Origin of the sequence: Caulobacter rhizosphaerae (genome assembly GCF_010977555.1) — a bacterium.
In the GTDB taxonomy this organism is placed as follows: domain Bacteria; phylum Pseudomonadota; class Alphaproteobacteria; order Caulobacterales; family Caulobacteraceae; genus Caulobacter; species Caulobacter rhizosphaerae.
The window spans coordinates 1,672,267-1,686,479 of the sequence record NZ_CP048815.1; the positions used below are offsets into that span (position 1 = coordinate 1,672,267).

The window sequence follows — 14,213 nt, forward strand, 5'->3', positions numbered from 1 at the left end:
CACCCAATTCCCGAGGCGCCCGTCGGCGCCGCGACATTTCAAAAGGAAGACCCGTCATGACCGACAAGATTCTCAGCCGCAAGGACGGCGCGATCGGCCACATGATCTTCAACAACCCCGACAAGCTGAACGCCATCTCGCTGGAGATGTGGGAAGGCATGTCGACGATCATGGCCGATTTCGACTCCGATCCGAATATCCGGGTGATCGTGGTCTCGGGCGCGGGCGGGGTGTCGTTCATCGCCGGGGCCGACGTCTCGAAGTACGAGGAAGAGCGCATGGGCGAGAACGCCCAGGAGCACTACGCCCAGACCGGCGAGCGCGGGCTGTCGGCGATCTACAACAGCGAGAAGGTGACGATCGCCGCGATCGACGGCTGGTGCATCGGCGGCGGCATCTCGGTCGCCGTGTCGTGCGACCTGCGCTACTGCTCGTCCAAGTCGAAGTTCGGCCAGCCGGCCATGCGCTACGGCATCGGCTACCGCTACAAGAGCCTGTCGCGGCTGGTCGACATCATCGGCGTTCCGGCGTCCAAGGACATGCTGCTGGGCGGCCTGCAGTTCACCGCCGAGGAGGCCTTCGCCAAGGGGCTGGTGGGCCGGGTGATGGCCGAGGGCGAGGCCTTCGACAGCTTCATCGCCAAGACCGCCGCCCAGATCGCCGGCGGGGCGCCGCTGACGGCCAAGCAGGTCAAGTACACCCTGGCCACGATCCTGAAGGATCCGGCCGATCGCGACCTGGCCAGGTGCGAGGAGATGTTCCAGACCTGCTATGCTTCGACGGACTACAAGGAAGGCATCCGCGCCTTCGCCGAGAAGCGCAAGCCGCAGTTCACCGGCGCCTGATCGGCGAAAGCGCGTGACCGGGAGGTTGGAGCGATGAAGGACAAGGTCGTGGTCGTGACCGGCGCGTTCGGGGCCCTGGGGCGCGTGGTCGCCCTGGGCGCGGCGGCGCGCGGCGCGCGGGTCGTCGCCGTGGACTACGCCGCCACACCGCCGGGCGACCTTGTCTCGGCGCTGGGCGAGGGGGCGCTGTTCAAGGGCGGTGTGGACCTGTCGGACGCCGACGCGGCGAGCGCCGCGATCGACGCGATCGTCGAGGCCGCCGGGCGGATCGACGTGTTGGTCAACATCGCCGGCGGGTTCGCCTGGGAGACGGTAGGGGAGGGCCAAGCCGCCACCTGGGAGCGCCTGCATCGTCTCAACCTGATGACCACCCTGAACGCCTCGAAGGCGGCTCTGCCGCATCTGGTCGCCAGCGGGGCGGGGCGCATCGTCAATGTCGGCGCCAACGCCGCGGTCAAGGCGGCGACCGGCATGGGAGCCTATGCGGCCTCCAAGGCGGGCGTGCACCGGCTGACCGAAGCGTTGGCGGAAGAGTACAAGGGCCGGGTGACGGTCAACGCGGTCCTGCCGTCGATCATCGACACCCCCGCCAACCGCGCCGACATGCCGGACGCCGACTTCTCGAGCTGGGTGAGCCCCGAGGAACTGGCCGCGGTGATCCTGTTCCTGGCCTCCAGCGAGGCGAGCGCCGTGACCGGAAGCCTGCTGCCCGTCGTCGGCCGCGTATGACAAGGTCGCCAAGACCCTTTGGCCCGGGAGCCGACGCATGACCTACAGCGGCAAGTGGCTGGACCAGCCCGAGGAAATCCTGTTCGAGGTGTCCGAGCGCGTCGCGCGCATCACCCTGAACAAGCCCGACAAGCGCAACGCCCTGTCGCCCCGGACACTGCAGGAACTGCACGACGCCCTGCTGGAGGCGGACGATCGCCTCGACGTCAACGTCGTGATCCTGCAGGGCGCGGGCAAGGACTTCTGCGCCGGCTACGACCTGGGCGGGGTCTATGCCGGGCGCAAGGCCGAAGGCGAAGCCGCGGCGGCCGACGCGCCCCTCTATCGCAGCTCGTCGGGAAGCTATGACGACGACGCCTGGTTCATGGAGCGCCAGCAGGCCCTGACCACGGTGATCTTCGATCTGCACAAGCCGGTCATCGCCCGGGTGCAGGGCAACTGTCTGGCCGGCGGCACCGATCTGGCGCTGATGTGCGACTTCGTCATCTGCTCCGACGACGCCAAGATCGGCTTTCCGGCGGCCCGCGCCAACGGCTCGCCGCCCAACCACATGTGGATCTATCACTGCGGGCCGCAGTGGGCCAAACGCATCCTGATGACCGGCGACAGCATCCGCGGCCGGGACGCGGTGACGATCGGCCTGGCGCTGGAATCGGCGCCGGCCGACCAGTTGGACGCGGTGGTCGACGAACTGGCCCGGCGTCTGTCGTTCGTGGACAACGAACTGCTCTCGGCCCACAAGCGCATCGTCAACCTGGCCCTGGAAGGCATGGGCGCGCGGACCCTCCAACGGCTGGCGGCCGAAAACGACGCCCGGGCTCACCTGTCCAAGGGCCCCCGCCGCACCCAGTTCAAGGCCGACATGGCCGAGCACGGACTGAAGGCGGCGCTGACCAACCGCGACGCGCCGTTCGGCGACGGCGTCATCCGGTTGCGCGAGGACTGACCGCTTATCGACCAGGCGATGATCGCGGTAACGCGCCTTCTTCGTTTGGCCCGGGAACCCGAGCACGGCTAACCTGTTCGATGTCGTCGCGCCCGACGCGAAGCACGGAAACCCTATGCAACTCCAGGCCGGCCCACTTCCGCTCTACCACCAGATGGAACAGGATCTGCGGTCGCGTCTGCATGGCGGCGAATTCGGCCCCGGCGATCCCTTGCCCACCGAAGAGCGCCTGTGCGAGCAGTACGGGGTCAGCCGCATCACCGTGCGACGCGCGCTGGACGCCCTGATCGCTCAGGGTCTGATCGTCAGGCGTCGCGGCGTGGGCTCCTTCGTGGCCGAACGCAAGGTCGGCTCGCGGTCCATTTCCCTCAAAGGGTCGCTGGACGAGTTCCTGGCCGGCGCCGGTCTGATGGAGCCGGACCGGCTGTCGCTCGAACACGAGGTGCGCAACGCCGAGGCGGCGGCGATCCTCAACCTGCCCGACGACGCCGGCATGACGCGCCTGGAACTGATCAGCCGCATCGACGGCGAGCCGGCGGCCTATCTGGAGATCTACTTTCCCCCCGAGGTCGGCAGGGAGCTCGAGCAGCACGACTTCGTGACGGCGGGCGTGCCGATCATTCGCGCCGTGGAGCGGCGCCTGAACGTTCGCGTCGCCCGCGCCCAGCAGAGGATCGAATCCGGCGTGGCCGGCAAGGTCGCCGCGGCGCACCTGGGCCTGCGGCCCGCCGATCCCGTTCTGCTGGTCACCCGCGCCTATCACCTGGCCAGCGGCCAGCCGATCGAGGTCGTGTTCGTGCGCTACCACCCCGCCCGCTACAGCTACGTCATCGAATTCAACGCCGACGGCCGCGCCGGTTGAGCGTTCCGCAGCGTGCAACGAGACGTTCATAAAAATTGAACGGCGTTCAAAAAATCGAAAAAGACCGTTGCGACTCCCCGGTTGTTATGACAACATAACGTCATAAGAAACGAAGGGAGGTTGCCGTGGTGAAGTCATTGGATCCGAAGAAGATCAAGTCGGCCCAACGCGCGCTCGAAGTGCTGGAGTTCTTTTCCGACGCTCGGCCGACGGCCACCGTCATGGATATCGCCCGCTCCATGGGCTATCCGCAGTCGAGCACCTCTGAACTGCTCAACTGCCTGGTTTCGCTGGGTTATCTCAATCGGGATCGCGACCAGCGCACCTACAGGCCGACGGCGCGGGTGGCGGTGATCGGTTCATCGGTCCAGCCCGAGCTGTTCCGCAAGGGACGGCTGCTGGCCATTCTCGACCACCTCGCCGAGGAAGCCGGCGTCACCGTCACCCTGGCCCACAAGGTCGGCATGTCGGTCCAGCATATCCACGTGGTGCGCGGCGGCGACGCGCCCGCCGACATCGACGCCAGCGCCGGCTTGGCGGCCTCGTCGGCCGGCAAGGTGCTGTTGGCGACGTTCGACCCGGTTCTGGTGCGAAAGCTGGTCCATCGGATCAACGCCGAGGCGCCGGAGGGAATTGACCGCATCTGCGCCGTCGAGTTCGGGGAGGCGCTGCGTCAGGTCCGGATCCAGGGCTACGCCCAGCATGTCGACGGCGACCAGGCCAGCCTGTCGATGCTGGTCTCGCAACTGCGCGACGCTCACGCCCTCGCGCTCAACATCCACGGGGACAGGGCGTTCTTCGAAGCCAACAAAGATTGGCTGCTGCAGATGGTGCGCGGGGCCATCGCCCGCCTGAACAATCCGGCTCTGGGACGTTCCCTGGAAGCCGAAACCATCCAGCCGGAACGCCGTTCCGCCTGATCTCATCTCTCATCTCTCATCTCTCATGTCGGCGACAGCGGCCGCGCCCTGGGCGCGGCCGCTTTTGCGTATGTCAGGTGGCGGCCGCGCCCAGGATGACCGTCGCCTGGCTGGACAGGACGCCGCCGTTGCCGTGGGCGATGGCGAAGCTTGCGTCCGCGACCTGGCGGTCCCCGGCCTCGCCCCGCAGCTGGCGCACAGCCTCGACGATCGGGAACAGGCCGTACATGCCCGGGTGGCAGCAGGAGAGGCCGCCGCCGTTGGTGTTGACCGGCAGGGCCCCGCCGGGCGCGATGCGCCCGTCCTCGACGAAGCGGGCGCCCTCGCCCTTGGGGCAGAAGCCGAGATCCTCCAGGAACAGGATCGTGTTGATGGTGAAGGCGTCGTAGACTTGGACGACGTCGATGTCGGCCGGCGTCAGGCCAGCTCGCTGATAGGCCCGCGCGCCCGATCTTGCGGCGGCGGTGACCGTCAGGTCGTCCAGCCAGCCGATCTCGCGGTGATGAGACTCGGCGGCGGCGCCCAGGACCTTGATCGGCGCCCGCTTCAGGTCGCGCGCCCGGTCAGCCCGGGTCATCACCACCGCGGCGGCGCCGTCGGTGACCAGGCAGCAATCGAGCACCGACAACGGGTCCGAGACCATCCGCGAGGCCAGGTAGTCGTCCATCGTCAGCGGATCGCGCTTGAAGGCCTCCGGATTGAGCATGGCCCATTTGCGCGCCGCCAGCGCCACCGCGCCCAGCTGCTCCCGCGTCGCGCCGTACTGGTGCATGTAGCGGGCCGCGGCCAGGGCGTAGGAGCTGACCGGATTGAGCGGCCGATAGGGCGCCTCATAGCGCATGGGCTGGACGGTCGAGACCAGCTTTCCGGTCGCCGTCGCCTGGTTCGAACCGTAGGCGATCAGGGCGCAGTCGATGGCGCCGGCGTCCAGCAGGTAGGCGGCGTGCTCGACATAGGTCTGGAAGGCCGACCCGCCGGTGCGGTTGTTGTCGGTGACCTTGGGCCGGATCCCCAGGTACTGGGCGAAGGAGAGCCCGCCCATGGTGTCGGTGGGGTGGCAGAAGAACAGCCCGTCGACGTCGGCCAGCGAGAGGCCGGCGTCTTCCAGCGCCATGGCGCTGGCGATCGCGGCGAGATCGGAGGCTTCGTAGCCGGGGGCCTTGCCCTGGCCGAAGGTGGCGGCGCCGACGATGGCCGTGCGGCCGCGGGGAAAGTCGTTCATGCCGCCGGCTCCACCGCGTCGAAGACCACGACCGGCTCGCCGTGCTGGTCGACGATGCGGGCCTGGACGGCCATGCCGATGGCCACGGCGGCGGGCTCGACGCCCTCGACCCGGCTCATCATCCGCGGCCCTTCGGCCAGGTCGATCAGGGCGACGTTGTAGCTGGGCTCGGGCGGCTTCTTGCGCACCACGGTGGTCGAATAGACCACGCCGCGCCCCGAAGCCTCGACCCATTCCAGGTCCCGAGCGCCGGTCCCGGGGGCCACGGCGCGCGGGTAGAAGACATGGACCCTGCTGCTCTTCGAGCGCTGGATCATGAACCGGCCCGCCACGAGGAAGGCGCGGAACTCGGCGTCGGGGTGAGTGACGTCCATCGGTCAGTTGCCGACGAACTGGGCTTTGCGCTTTTCCTTGAAGGAGTTGGTCCCCTCGCGGAAGTCCTCGGTCTGCACCATCAGCGGCTGGATGTTGGCCTCGAAGTCCAGGGCCTGGTCGTAGGTCTGGGCCGGGGCGGCGTCGAACTGGCGCTTGGCCATGGCCAGGGCGATCGTCGGGGCGTTGACGAAGCCGGCGGCGACCTCCCGGGCCTTGGCCAGGGCCTCGCCCGGCGGCGTGGCGTGCAGGGCCAGGCCCAGCTGATGGGCCTCGGCGCCGCTGACGAAGCGGCCGGAATACATGATCTCCTTGGCCCGCTGGATCGGCACGTAGCGGGTCAGCAGGAAGGCCGCGCCGCCGTCCGGCGCCAGGCCGATGTGGCGGAAGGCGAACTGGAACCGCGCGTTCTCGGCCGCGACGGTGATGTCGGCCGCCAGGGCCAGGGCCCAGGACATGCCGATGCACACGCCCTCGACGGCGGCGATCACCGGCTTGTTGGTGTTGGCCACCGCCCGCGCCATCCGGTGCAGGTGGCGCATGCGATACAGCGAGCCGCTGATCCCCCCGCCGCCCATCTCGCCGACATCGGCCCCGGCGCTGAAGTCCGAGCCCGCGCCGGTCAGGATGATGACGCGCACGGCGTCGTCGTCCTGGCACTTCAGGAACGCGTTCTCGATCTCGGTGCGCATGGCCAGGAGAATGGCGTTCTTGCGCTCGGGACGATTGATGGTCACGGTCGCGACGCCGTTTTCGATGCTCAGATCGATCGCCATGTCGGTTGGTCTCCTGCTCTGGTTCCAAGGCATAGCACCGCGCTGGATGCGGTGACGACCCGCCCAGGCCCCTGGTTCTCCGCCATATCGCGGCTGCGATAGGGACCGGGCCGTCCTTGCGAGGCCCGGCTCGGCGCGCAAATTGGCCCCGTGCAAACCTTCGACGCTCATCCCTTTGACCCGCCAGCCGGCGTTGAGACGCTTCGCCGTGAGGTGCGCGATTTCATCGCTCGTGAAGCGCCGAAATCCGACGCCGCCGGCCGCGCCAACTGCTGGGCCGTCTGCGACGCCGACTTCAGCAAGGCCATGGGCCGGGCCGGCTATGTCGGCATGACCTGGCCGGTCGAATACGGCGGCCACGCCCGTCATCCGTTGCACCGCTACGTGGTGCTGGAGGAACTGCTGGCCGCCGGCGCGCCGGTCGGCATGCACTGGATCGCCGACCGCCAGAGCGGGCCGCTGCTGCTGCGCTACGGGACCGAGGAACAGCGGCGCGTCCACCTGCCGGGCATCGCAGCCGGCGAGACCTATGTCTGCATCGGCATGAGCGAGCCGGGCGCGGGATCGGACCTGGCGTCGATCCGCACCCAGGGCGTTCGCGACGGCGACGGCTGGCGCATCAGCGGCCAGAAGGTCTGGACCACCAACGCCCACAACGCCCAGCTGATGATCGCCCTGGTCCGCACGGTCGAGGGTTCGCAGCGCAACGAGGGCCTGACCCAGTTCCTGATTCCGCTGGACACGCCCGGCGTAACGGTCCGCCCGATCATCGACCTGGTCGGCGGGCACGACTTCAACGAGGTCTTCCTCGACAATGTCCACGTGCCGGACACCGCCCGGGTCGGCCCCGAGGGAAACGGCTGGAAACAGGTGACGGCCGAGCTGTCGCTGGAGCGGTCGGGCCCTGAACGCTACCTGTCCAGCTACGCCGCCCTGGTCGAGCTGATCCGGTTCGCCGGTCCGGAGCCCGAGCCCGTGCTGGCCGCGCTGATCGGCCGCCTGACCGCCGAGCTGTGGACCCTGCGGCAGATGTCGCAATCCACCGCCGCCAAGCTGGCGGCCGGCGAGGATCCCGCCCTGGAGGCGGCGATCGTCAAGGACCTGGGCAACAGTTTCGAGCAGGAGCTGCCGCGCGCCATCCAGGCCGCGCTGGACGGCGCCGAGGACCTGTCGGCGGCCACGGACCTGATGCGGGTCCTGGCCCTGCTGCTGCAGGTCTCGCCGTCGTTTTCGCTACGGGGCGGCACGCGCGAGATCCTGCGCGGCATCATCGCCAGGGGGCTGGGTCTGAGATGAGCGAGTCACGGACCCTGCTGAGCGACACGGCCGATCGCCTGTTCGCCGACGTCGCGGCCAATCCGGACGCCGCCTTCGCCGAGACCTGGCCCGCGATCGCGGAGGCGGGTTTCGAAAGCCTGCTGCTGAGCGAGGAGCGGGGCGGCTTCGGCGGCGATTGGGGCGATCTGTTCGCCGTCGCCCGGCTGGCGGGAGCGCACGCCCTGGCCGCGCCGGTGGGCGAAGCGGCGGTGGCGGCCTGGGCGCTGGCCCAAGCCGGCCTGACGCCGTCCGAAGGCCTGGCCACGATCGCGCCGGTGGTCGACGGGCGTCTCGCGGACGGTCGCTTCACCGGCAGCCTCAGAGGGACGCCCTGGGGCGGCGCGGCCGAGACGGTCGTCGCCACCCATGCCGGGTCGTTGCTGAGGCTGCGGACGGCCGACGCCCATGTCCAGGCCGGCCACAGCCCGGTGGGCGAGCCGCGCGACGGGTTGATCTTCGAGGCCGCGGCGGTCGAGGCCGCGCCTTGCGACATCGACCTCTTCGCCTGCGGCGCCTTCCTGCGGACGGCGCAGATCGCCGGCGCGCTGGACGCGGCGCTGGAAGCCTCGATCGTCTACGCTAACGAGCGGGTGCAGTTCGGCAAGCCGATCAGCAAGTTCCAGACGGTCCAGCAGAGCCTGGCGGTCTTCGCGATCGAGGCGGCGGCGGTGAATTCCGCCGGCCAGGCCGCCGCGCGGGCGGCCGACGCGGGCGACGCCGGTTTCGAGTTCGCGGCGGCCAAGCTGCGCGCCAACGCCGCCGCGGGGCAGGGCGCGGCCCTGGCCCACCAGGTGCACGGCGCCATCGGCTTCACTCACGAGTATCCGCTGCACCGCCTGACCCGCCGCCTGGCCGGCTGGCGGTCCGAATTCGGCGGCGACCGGTTCTGGGCGCAGCGCCTGGGCTGTCGCGTGGCGGGCCTGGGGCCTGAAGGCCTGTGGCCCGAACTGGCCCGGCGGTCCGACGCCGCATGACTGGATTTGCAAGGGGAGGGCGCATGCCCGAAGCCGTGATCGTCTCGACCGCCCGAACGCCGATCGGCCGGGCCTTCCGAGGCGCGTTCAACAACACCCATGGCGCGGACCTGGGCGGGCACGTGATCGCCGCCGCGCTGGAACGGGCCGGCGTTGCGCCGGGCGATGTCGAGGACGTCATCCTGGGCTGCGCCACCCCTGAAGGGCCGACCGGCAACAACATCGCCCGGCAGTCGGCGATCCGCGCCGGATGTCCGGTGACCGTGCCTGGCTTCACCCTGGATCGCAAATGCTCGTCCGGCCTGCAGGCGATCGCTCTCGGCGCGCAAAGGATCATGGCCGGCGAGGGCGAAGTCTTCGTCGCGGGCGGGCTCGAGAGCATTTCGCTGACCCACCACCACGTCAATCGCCACCGGAACCGCAGCGATTGGCTGGTCGAGCACAAGTCCGACATCTACCTGCCGATGATCTCGACCGCCGACATCGTCGCCCGCCGCTACGGGATCAGCCGCGAGACCCAGGACGCCTATGCGCTGGAAAGCCAGCGGCGGACCGCCGCCGCCCAGGCCGCCGGTCGCTTCGACGCCGAGATCGCGCCGCTGAAGAGCCTCAAGCAACTGACTGACAAGCAGGGCCAGGCGATCGGCGAGGAAGAGGTCCTGCTGACCAAGGACGAGGGCAACCGGCCCGAAACGACGCTGGAAGGCCTGAGCGCGCTGAAGCCGATCAACGGCGAGGACGCCTTCATCACGGCCGGCAACTCGTCCCAGCTGTCGGACGGCGCCAGCGTCTGCGTGGTGATGTCGGCGGACGAGGCGTCGCGCCGGGGCCTGCGGCCCCTAGGCCGATTCAAGGGCTTCGCGGTCGCCGGCTGCGAGCCGGACGAGATGGGCGTCGGCCCCGTCCACGCCGTGCCCAAGCTGCTGGCGCGGCATGGCTTAAGCGTCGGCGACATCGACCTTTGGGAACTGAACGAAGCCTTCGCCGTGCAGGTCGTCCATTGCCGCGACGTGCTCGGGATCGACCCGGATCGCATCAATGTCGACGGCGGCGCGATCGCCATCGGCCACCCCTATGGCATGAGCGGCTCGCGCCTGACCGGCCATGCCCTAATCGAGGGGAGGCGGCGCGGCGCCAGGCGTGTCATCGTCACGATGTGCATCGGCGGAGGCATGGGCGCCGCTGGTCTGTTCGAGATCGACTGATGACCGACCGTTACGCCGCCTTCGACCGCCTGAAGTTCGACCGGCCCGCGCCGCGCGTGCTGCGCCTGACCCTGAGCAATCCGGGCAAGGCCAATGCGGTGACGCCGACCATGCATCGCCAACTGGAGGAGGTCTGGGCCGCGATCGACGCCGATCCCGAAACCCGGGTGACGATCGTCACGGGCGAGGGGCGCGCGTTCTGCGCCGGCGGCGCATTGGACGACATGCCGGTGGCTGGGGCCCTGGATCCCAACCAGCAGTTCTCGCAGGACTTCAACAACGCCACCCGGCTGGTGCGCAACATCATCGCCTCGCGCAAGCCGATCGTCTCGGCCATCAACGGCGCGGCCGTCGGGGCCGGCCTGGCCCTGGCCCTGCTGGCGGACGTGCCGATCGCGGCCAAGACGGCCAAGCTGCTGGACGGCCATGTCCGTATCGGGGTGGCCGCCGGCGACCATGCGGCGATCGTCTGGCCGCTGCTGTGCGGCATGGCCAAGGCCAAGTACTACCTGCTGACCAACCGCCCGATGACGGGCGAGGAGGCCGAGCGCAACAACCTGGTCGCCCTGGCGGTGGACGCCGAGGCGCTGGAGGCCACCTCGATCGAGGTCGCGCTCGAGCTGGCGGCCGCGGCTCCCACGGCGGTGCGCATGACCAAGTACGTGCTGAACCACTGGCTGCGCCAGAACGAGGCGATCTTCGACCTGTCGGCGGCGTTCGAGATGGTCAACTTCTCCGGCGCCGAAGCCAAGGAGGCGCTGAAGGCCATGGAAGAAAAGCGCCCGCCCGACTTCACCACCGACGTGCTGTTCTGAGAGGCCGCGATGAGCGACGGACATTCTGACGGCATGGACCTGGAAGCGCTGCGTGATGGCGTCCGCGCTGTGCTGACCGAGCAGGCGTCGCACGAGAAGGTGGCGGCCTTCACCAACGCCGAGGGCGTGCGGGACGAGCCGCTGTGGTCGCAGGCGGCCGAGCTGGGCTGGCTGGCGCTCTCCGCCGACGAGGCGCACGGCGGCCTGGGCTTGGGATCGTCCGAGCTGGCCATCGTCTACGAGGAGCTTGGCCGGGCGCTCGCGCCCTTGCCGGTGCTGGGCACGATGTTGGTTGTCGAGGCCCTGGCGCGCGGCGGCGACGCGGCCCAGCAGGCGGCCTGGACGCCGCGGCTGGCGGCGGGCGAGCTGGCCGGCGCGGTGTCGATGCTGACGCCCGGCGACCGGACCACGCGCCTGACACTGTCGGCCGGCGCCGACGGCGGCGTGACGCTCGACGGCGTGGCCGCCGATCTGCTGGACGGCGCGGCGGCCGATATCCTGCTGCTGCTGGCCCGCGAGGGCGAAGGCCTCAGCTGGGTGCTGGTCGAGCCCGCCTTGGACGGCGTCGTGGTCGAGAAGGTCGCCACGGTCGATCGCACGCGGCGCCTGGGCGAAGTCCGCTTCGACCGCCTGGCTCTGCCGGCTGGGCGGGTGCTGATGGGCGACGCCGGCCAGATCGCCGACGCCCTGCTGGCCCACGCGGCCCTGGCCTTGGCCAGCGACGCCCGGGGCGGGGCCAACGCCGTGTTCGAGATCACCCTCGACTATCTGAAGACCCGCGAGCAGTTCGGTAAGCCGATCGGCTCGTTCCAGGCCCTGAAGCACCGCTGCGCCGACCACAAGATCGCCCTGGTCGCCTCGGGGGCCCTGGTCGCCGAGGCCGTGGCCAGGATGGCGAGCGGCGATCCGGCGGCGGGGCGCTACGCCCTGGCGGCCAAGGCGCTGGCGACCGAGGTCTACGCTCGCGTGGCCCAGGACGCGGTGCAGCTGCACGGCGGCATCGGCTACACCTGGGAGCATCCCTGCCATCTCTATCTGAAGCGCGCCAAGCTGAACGAGCAGCTGTTCGGCGGGCCGGCGGCCTATCTCGACCGGGTGACCGACCTGCTGCTGGCGGCGGCCTGAGGAAGCATGACCATGTCCGTCCAGACCGCGACCAGCCCGACGACCCGCCGCTTCGATCCCCTGGCCTGCAAGGACGATCTCGACGCCTTCCGCGCCGAGGTGCGGGCCTGGCTGGAGGCGGTGGTGCCGGCCGACTGGCACGCGCGGATGACCGGCGCGAGCGAGGCCGACTATGTCGCCTTCCAGCGCTGGTGGTTCGCCGAAATGGGCAAGGTGGGCCTGGCCACCCCTCACTGGCCGCGCGACTGGGGCGGGGCCGACATTGGCATCCGCCACCAGGTCATCATCTTCGAGGAGATCGCCCGCGCCCAGGCGCCCAATCCGGACATGTTCGTCATCTCGCTCTACCACCTGCCGGCCACCCTGTTCGGGAACGGGTCGAAGGCGCAGCGGGATCGCTATCTGACCGGCGTCAAGGAGCGCGGCGAGGTCTGGTGCCAGGGCTTTTCCGAGCCGGGCTCGGGCTCGGACCTGGCGTCGCTGCGCACCCGCGCCGAGCGCAAGGGCGACGTCTATGTGATCAACGGCCAGAAGGTCTGGTCGTCCTACGGCGCCTTCGCCGACTACTGCCTGCTGCTGGCCCGCACGGATCCGACCGCGCCGAAGAAGCAGGCCGGCATCTCGTATTTCATCCTGAACATGAAGGCGCCCGGCGTCACCGTGCGGCCGATCCGCCAGGCCACCGGCCAGGCCGAGTTCTGCGAGATCTTCCTCGACAACGTCGAGATCCCGGTCGCCGACCTGATCGGCGAGGAGAACGCCGGCTGGGCCATCGCCCAGTCCACCCTGTCGGCCGAGCGCGGCCTGATCATCTTCGAGCTGTCCGAGCGGATGGCGCGGACGCTGGACGCCGACCTGGCCGAGGCGAAACGGACGGACGCGGCCTGGCTGAAGGACGACGAAGCGCGCCGCGCCTTCACCCGCGCCTACAACGACATGGTCGCCCTGCGGCTGATGATCCGAGCCTTGATGCAGGAGATCGAGACTGATCCCCACATGGGTTCAACCACCATGCCGACCTACATCAAGGTGCACTTCTCCGAGCTGCTGCGGCGCTACACCGAGTTCCGTCTCAAGCTCGGCGGACTGGCGGGCCAGCTTCGCCAGCCGATCGTGCTGGGCGGCGGGCACCAGACCGGCAATGTCATGCACGACTTCCTGCTCAGCTACGCCTGGACGATCTCGGGCGGGGCCAACGAGATCCTGAAGACCATGATCGCCGAGCGCGCGCTCGGCCTGCCGCGCTGAGGGACCGCCGATGACCGACACCCAAACCCCTGAGGCGGTTCTGGTCGACACGCCCGCCGAGGGCGTCGCCCGCATCACCCTGAACCGGCCCGACTCGCTGAACGCCTTCACCTTCGACATGTACGAGGCGCTGATCGCCGCCTTCGAGGGGCTGCGCGACGATCCCGACGTGCGGGTGATCGTCCTGACCGGGGCGGGACGGGCGTTCTGCGCCGGGCACGACGTGCGGGTCGGCGGCAAGCCGGCCTGGGTCCGGCCGGGCCTGGGGCGCATCCAGGCGGGCAAATACACCATGCGGGTGCTGGGCCAGATCCCGGTGCTGATGCGGGCCATGCCCCAGCCGATCATCTGCGCGGTCAACGGCACGGCGGCGGGCATCGGCTACGCCCTGGCCCTGGCCTCGGACATGACCATCGCCGCCCGGTCGGCCAAGTTCGTCAACGTGATCCACAACGCCGCGACCGGCGCCGAGCTGGGCATGAGCTACCTGCTGCCGCGGGCCATCGGCGCTCAGCGGGCGGCCGAGCTGCTGCTGACCGCCCGGGCCGTGCAATCCGACGAGGCCGAGCGCATCGGCCTGGTGCTGCGCGCCGTCGACGACGCCGCCCTGATGGACGAGGCCCTAGCCCTGGCCGACGCGGTCGCGGTCAACAGCCCGGTGGGCATCTGGCTGACCAAGCAGTCGCTGTGGTTCAACCAGGGCGCGGGCAGCCTGGAGGCGGCGATCGAGCTGGAGAACCGCGCGGTCCTGGCCAGCCAGGCCACCGAGGACGCCGCCGAGAAGCGCGCCTCCGCCGTCGAGAAGCGCCGTCCCAAGTTCAAGCACACCTGACGCGCCGACAACGGCCGCGCCAAGC

General features: G+C 69.7%; 15 protein-coding genes. 12 read left to right on the plus strand and 3 right to left on the minus strand.

The features are described from left to right. The first annotated feature begins 56 nt into the window (after positions 1 to 56). From G3M57_RS07985 to G3M57_RS08005, 5 genes are all read left to right on the plus strand, one after another. On the plus strand, positions 57 to 845 hold the full coding sequence (locus G3M57_RS07985; RefSeq protein WP_163229866.1) for an enoyl-CoA hydratase: 789 nt from the start codon (positions 57 to 59) through the stop codon (positions 843 to 845). A 33-nt stretch (positions 846 to 878) separates the two neighbouring features. Continuing rightward, on the plus strand, positions 879 to 1,574 hold the full coding sequence (locus G3M57_RS07990; RefSeq protein WP_163229868.1) for an SDR family NAD(P)-dependent oxidoreductase: 696 nt from the start codon (positions 879 to 881) through the stop codon (positions 1,572 to 1,574). Between the two features lie 37 nt (positions 1,575 to 1,611). Then, positions 1,612 to 2,520 (plus strand): crotonase/enoyl-CoA hydratase family protein, encoded by a 909-nt coding sequence (locus tag G3M57_RS07995; RefSeq protein ID WP_163229870.1) that lies wholly within the window; start codon positions 1,612 to 1,614, stop codon positions 2,518 to 2,520. A 115-nt stretch (positions 2,521 to 2,635) separates the two neighbouring features. Beyond that, entirely contained in the window at positions 2,636 to 3,382 is a 747-nt protein-coding gene (locus tag G3M57_RS08000; RefSeq protein ID WP_163229872.1) for a GntR family transcriptional regulator, read from the plus strand. Between the two features lie 125 nt (positions 3,383 to 3,507). Further along, complete coding sequence (locus G3M57_RS08005; RefSeq protein ID WP_082564555.1) at positions 3,508 to 4,302, plus strand: IclR family transcriptional regulator; 795 nt, start codon at positions 3,508 to 3,510, stop codon at positions 4,300 to 4,302. 73 nt (positions 4,303 to 4,375) lie between these two features. Here G3M57_RS08005 and G3M57_RS08010 read toward each other — a convergent pair whose 3' ends face one another. From G3M57_RS08010 to G3M57_RS08020, 3 genes are read right to left on the minus strand one after another with little or no spacing between them, the layout of a single operon-like run. After that, positions 4,376 to 5,524, minus strand: a complete 1,149-nt coding sequence (locus G3M57_RS08010; protein ID WP_163229874.1) for a thiolase — start codon at positions 5,522 to 5,524, stop codon at positions 4,376 to 4,378. After that, a complete protein-coding gene (locus tag G3M57_RS08015; RefSeq protein ID WP_163229876.1) occupies positions 5,521 to 5,898 on the minus strand; it encodes a Zn-ribbon domain-containing OB-fold protein in 378 nt (125 codons plus the stop codon). The genes G3M57_RS08010 and G3M57_RS08015 overlap by 4 nt, the downstream gene beginning before the upstream one ends. A 3-nt stretch (positions 5,899 to 5,901) precedes the next feature. Then, positions 5,902 to 6,672, minus strand: coding sequence for an enoyl-CoA hydratase/isomerase family protein (locus G3M57_RS08020; RefSeq protein ID WP_056755105.1), 771 nt, complete (start codon positions 6,670 to 6,672; stop codon positions 5,902 to 5,904). A 150-nt stretch (positions 6,673 to 6,822) separates the two neighbouring features. Here G3M57_RS08020 and G3M57_RS08025 point away from each other — a divergent pair, with 150 nt between their 5' ends. The 7 genes from G3M57_RS08025 to G3M57_RS08055 are packed head-to-tail and all read left to right on the plus strand — an operon-like array spanning position 6,823 to position 14,188. Then, positions 6,823 to 7,968 carry an acyl-CoA dehydrogenase family protein gene (locus G3M57_RS08025; protein ID WP_163229878.1) on the plus strand — a complete coding sequence of 382 codons (1,146 nt, stop codon included), beginning with the start codon at positions 6,823 to 6,825 and terminating at the stop codon, positions 7,966 to 7,968. Next, entirely contained in the window at positions 7,965 to 8,963 is a 999-nt protein-coding gene (locus G3M57_RS08030) for an acyl-CoA dehydrogenase family protein (RefSeq protein WP_163229880.1), read from the plus strand. Before G3M57_RS08025 ends, G3M57_RS08030 begins: the two co-directional genes overlap by 4 nt. A 23-nt stretch (positions 8,964 to 8,986) precedes the next feature. After that, positions 8,987 to 10,168, plus strand: coding sequence for an acetyl-CoA C-acyltransferase (locus G3M57_RS08035; RefSeq protein WP_163229882.1), 1,182 nt, complete (start codon positions 8,987 to 8,989; stop codon positions 10,166 to 10,168). Then, positions 10,168 to 10,983: an enoyl-CoA hydratase/isomerase family protein gene (locus tag G3M57_RS08040; RefSeq protein ID WP_163229884.1), complete on the plus strand. Its 816-nt coding sequence runs from the start codon at positions 10,168 to 10,170 to the stop codon at positions 10,981 to 10,983. Before G3M57_RS08035 ends, G3M57_RS08040 begins: the two co-directional genes overlap by 1 nt. 9 nt (positions 10,984 to 10,992) lie before the next feature. Then, a complete protein-coding gene (locus G3M57_RS08045; protein WP_163229886.1) occupies positions 10,993 to 12,108 on the plus strand; it encodes an acyl-CoA dehydrogenase family protein in 1,116 nt (371 codons plus the stop codon). Positions 12,109 to 12,120: 12 nt separating this feature from the next. Beyond that, the gene (locus G3M57_RS08050; RefSeq protein ID WP_082564571.1) at positions 12,121 to 13,356 is read left to right on the plus strand and encodes an acyl-CoA dehydrogenase family protein; all 1,236 of its coding nucleotides are present in this window, start codon (positions 12,121 to 12,123) and stop codon (positions 13,354 to 13,356) included. 10 nt (positions 13,357 to 13,366) lie between these two features. Next, positions 13,367 to 14,188: an enoyl-CoA hydratase/isomerase family protein gene (locus G3M57_RS08055; RefSeq protein ID WP_163229888.1), complete on the plus strand. Its 822-nt coding sequence runs from the start codon at positions 13,367 to 13,369 to the stop codon at positions 14,186 to 14,188. Positions 14,189 to 14,213 lie beyond the last annotated feature (25 nt).

Coding starts and splice junctions, on each gene's coding strand:
- G3M57_RS07985 (WP_163229866.1), top strand. CDS start 57: ATGACCGACAAGATTCTCAGCCGCAAGGACGGCGCGATCGGCCACATG.
- G3M57_RS07990 (WP_163229868.1), top strand. CDS start 879: ATGAAGGACAAGGTCGTGGTCGTGACCGGCGCGTTCGGGGCCCTGGGG.
- G3M57_RS07995 (WP_163229870.1), top strand. CDS start 1,612: ATGACCTACAGCGGCAAGTGGCTGGACCAGCCCGAGGAAATCCTGTTC.
- G3M57_RS08000 (WP_163229872.1), top strand. CDS start 2,636: ATGCAACTCCAGGCCGGCCCACTTCCGCTCTACCACCAGATGGAACAG.
- G3M57_RS08010 (WP_163229874.1), bottom strand. CDS start 5,524: ATGAACGACTTTCCCCGCGGCCGCACGGCCATCGTCGGCGCCGCCACC.
- G3M57_RS08015 (WP_163229876.1), bottom strand. CDS start 5,898: ATGGACGTCACTCACCCCGACGCCGAGTTCCGCGCCTTCCTCGTGGCG.
- G3M57_RS08020 (WP_056755105.1), bottom strand. CDS start 6,672: ATGGCGATCGATCTGAGCATCGAAAACGGCGTCGCGACCGTGACCATC.
- G3M57_RS08030 (WP_163229880.1), top strand. CDS start 7,965: ATGAGCGAGTCACGGACCCTGCTGAGCGACACGGCCGATCGCCTGTTC.
- G3M57_RS08035 (WP_163229882.1), top strand. CDS start 8,987: ATGCCCGAAGCCGTGATCGTCTCGACCGCCCGAACGCCGATCGGCCGG.
- G3M57_RS08040 (WP_163229884.1), top strand. CDS start 10,168: ATGACCGACCGTTACGCCGCCTTCGACCGCCTGAAGTTCGACCGGCCC.
- G3M57_RS08045 (WP_163229886.1), top strand. CDS start 10,993: ATGAGCGACGGACATTCTGACGGCATGGACCTGGAAGCGCTGCGTGAT.
- G3M57_RS08050 (WP_082564571.1), top strand. CDS start 12,121: ATGTCCGTCCAGACCGCGACCAGCCCGACGACCCGCCGCTTCGATCCC.
- G3M57_RS08055 (WP_163229888.1), top strand. CDS start 13,367: ATGACCGACACCCAAACCCCTGAGGCGGTTCTGGTCGACACGCCCGCC.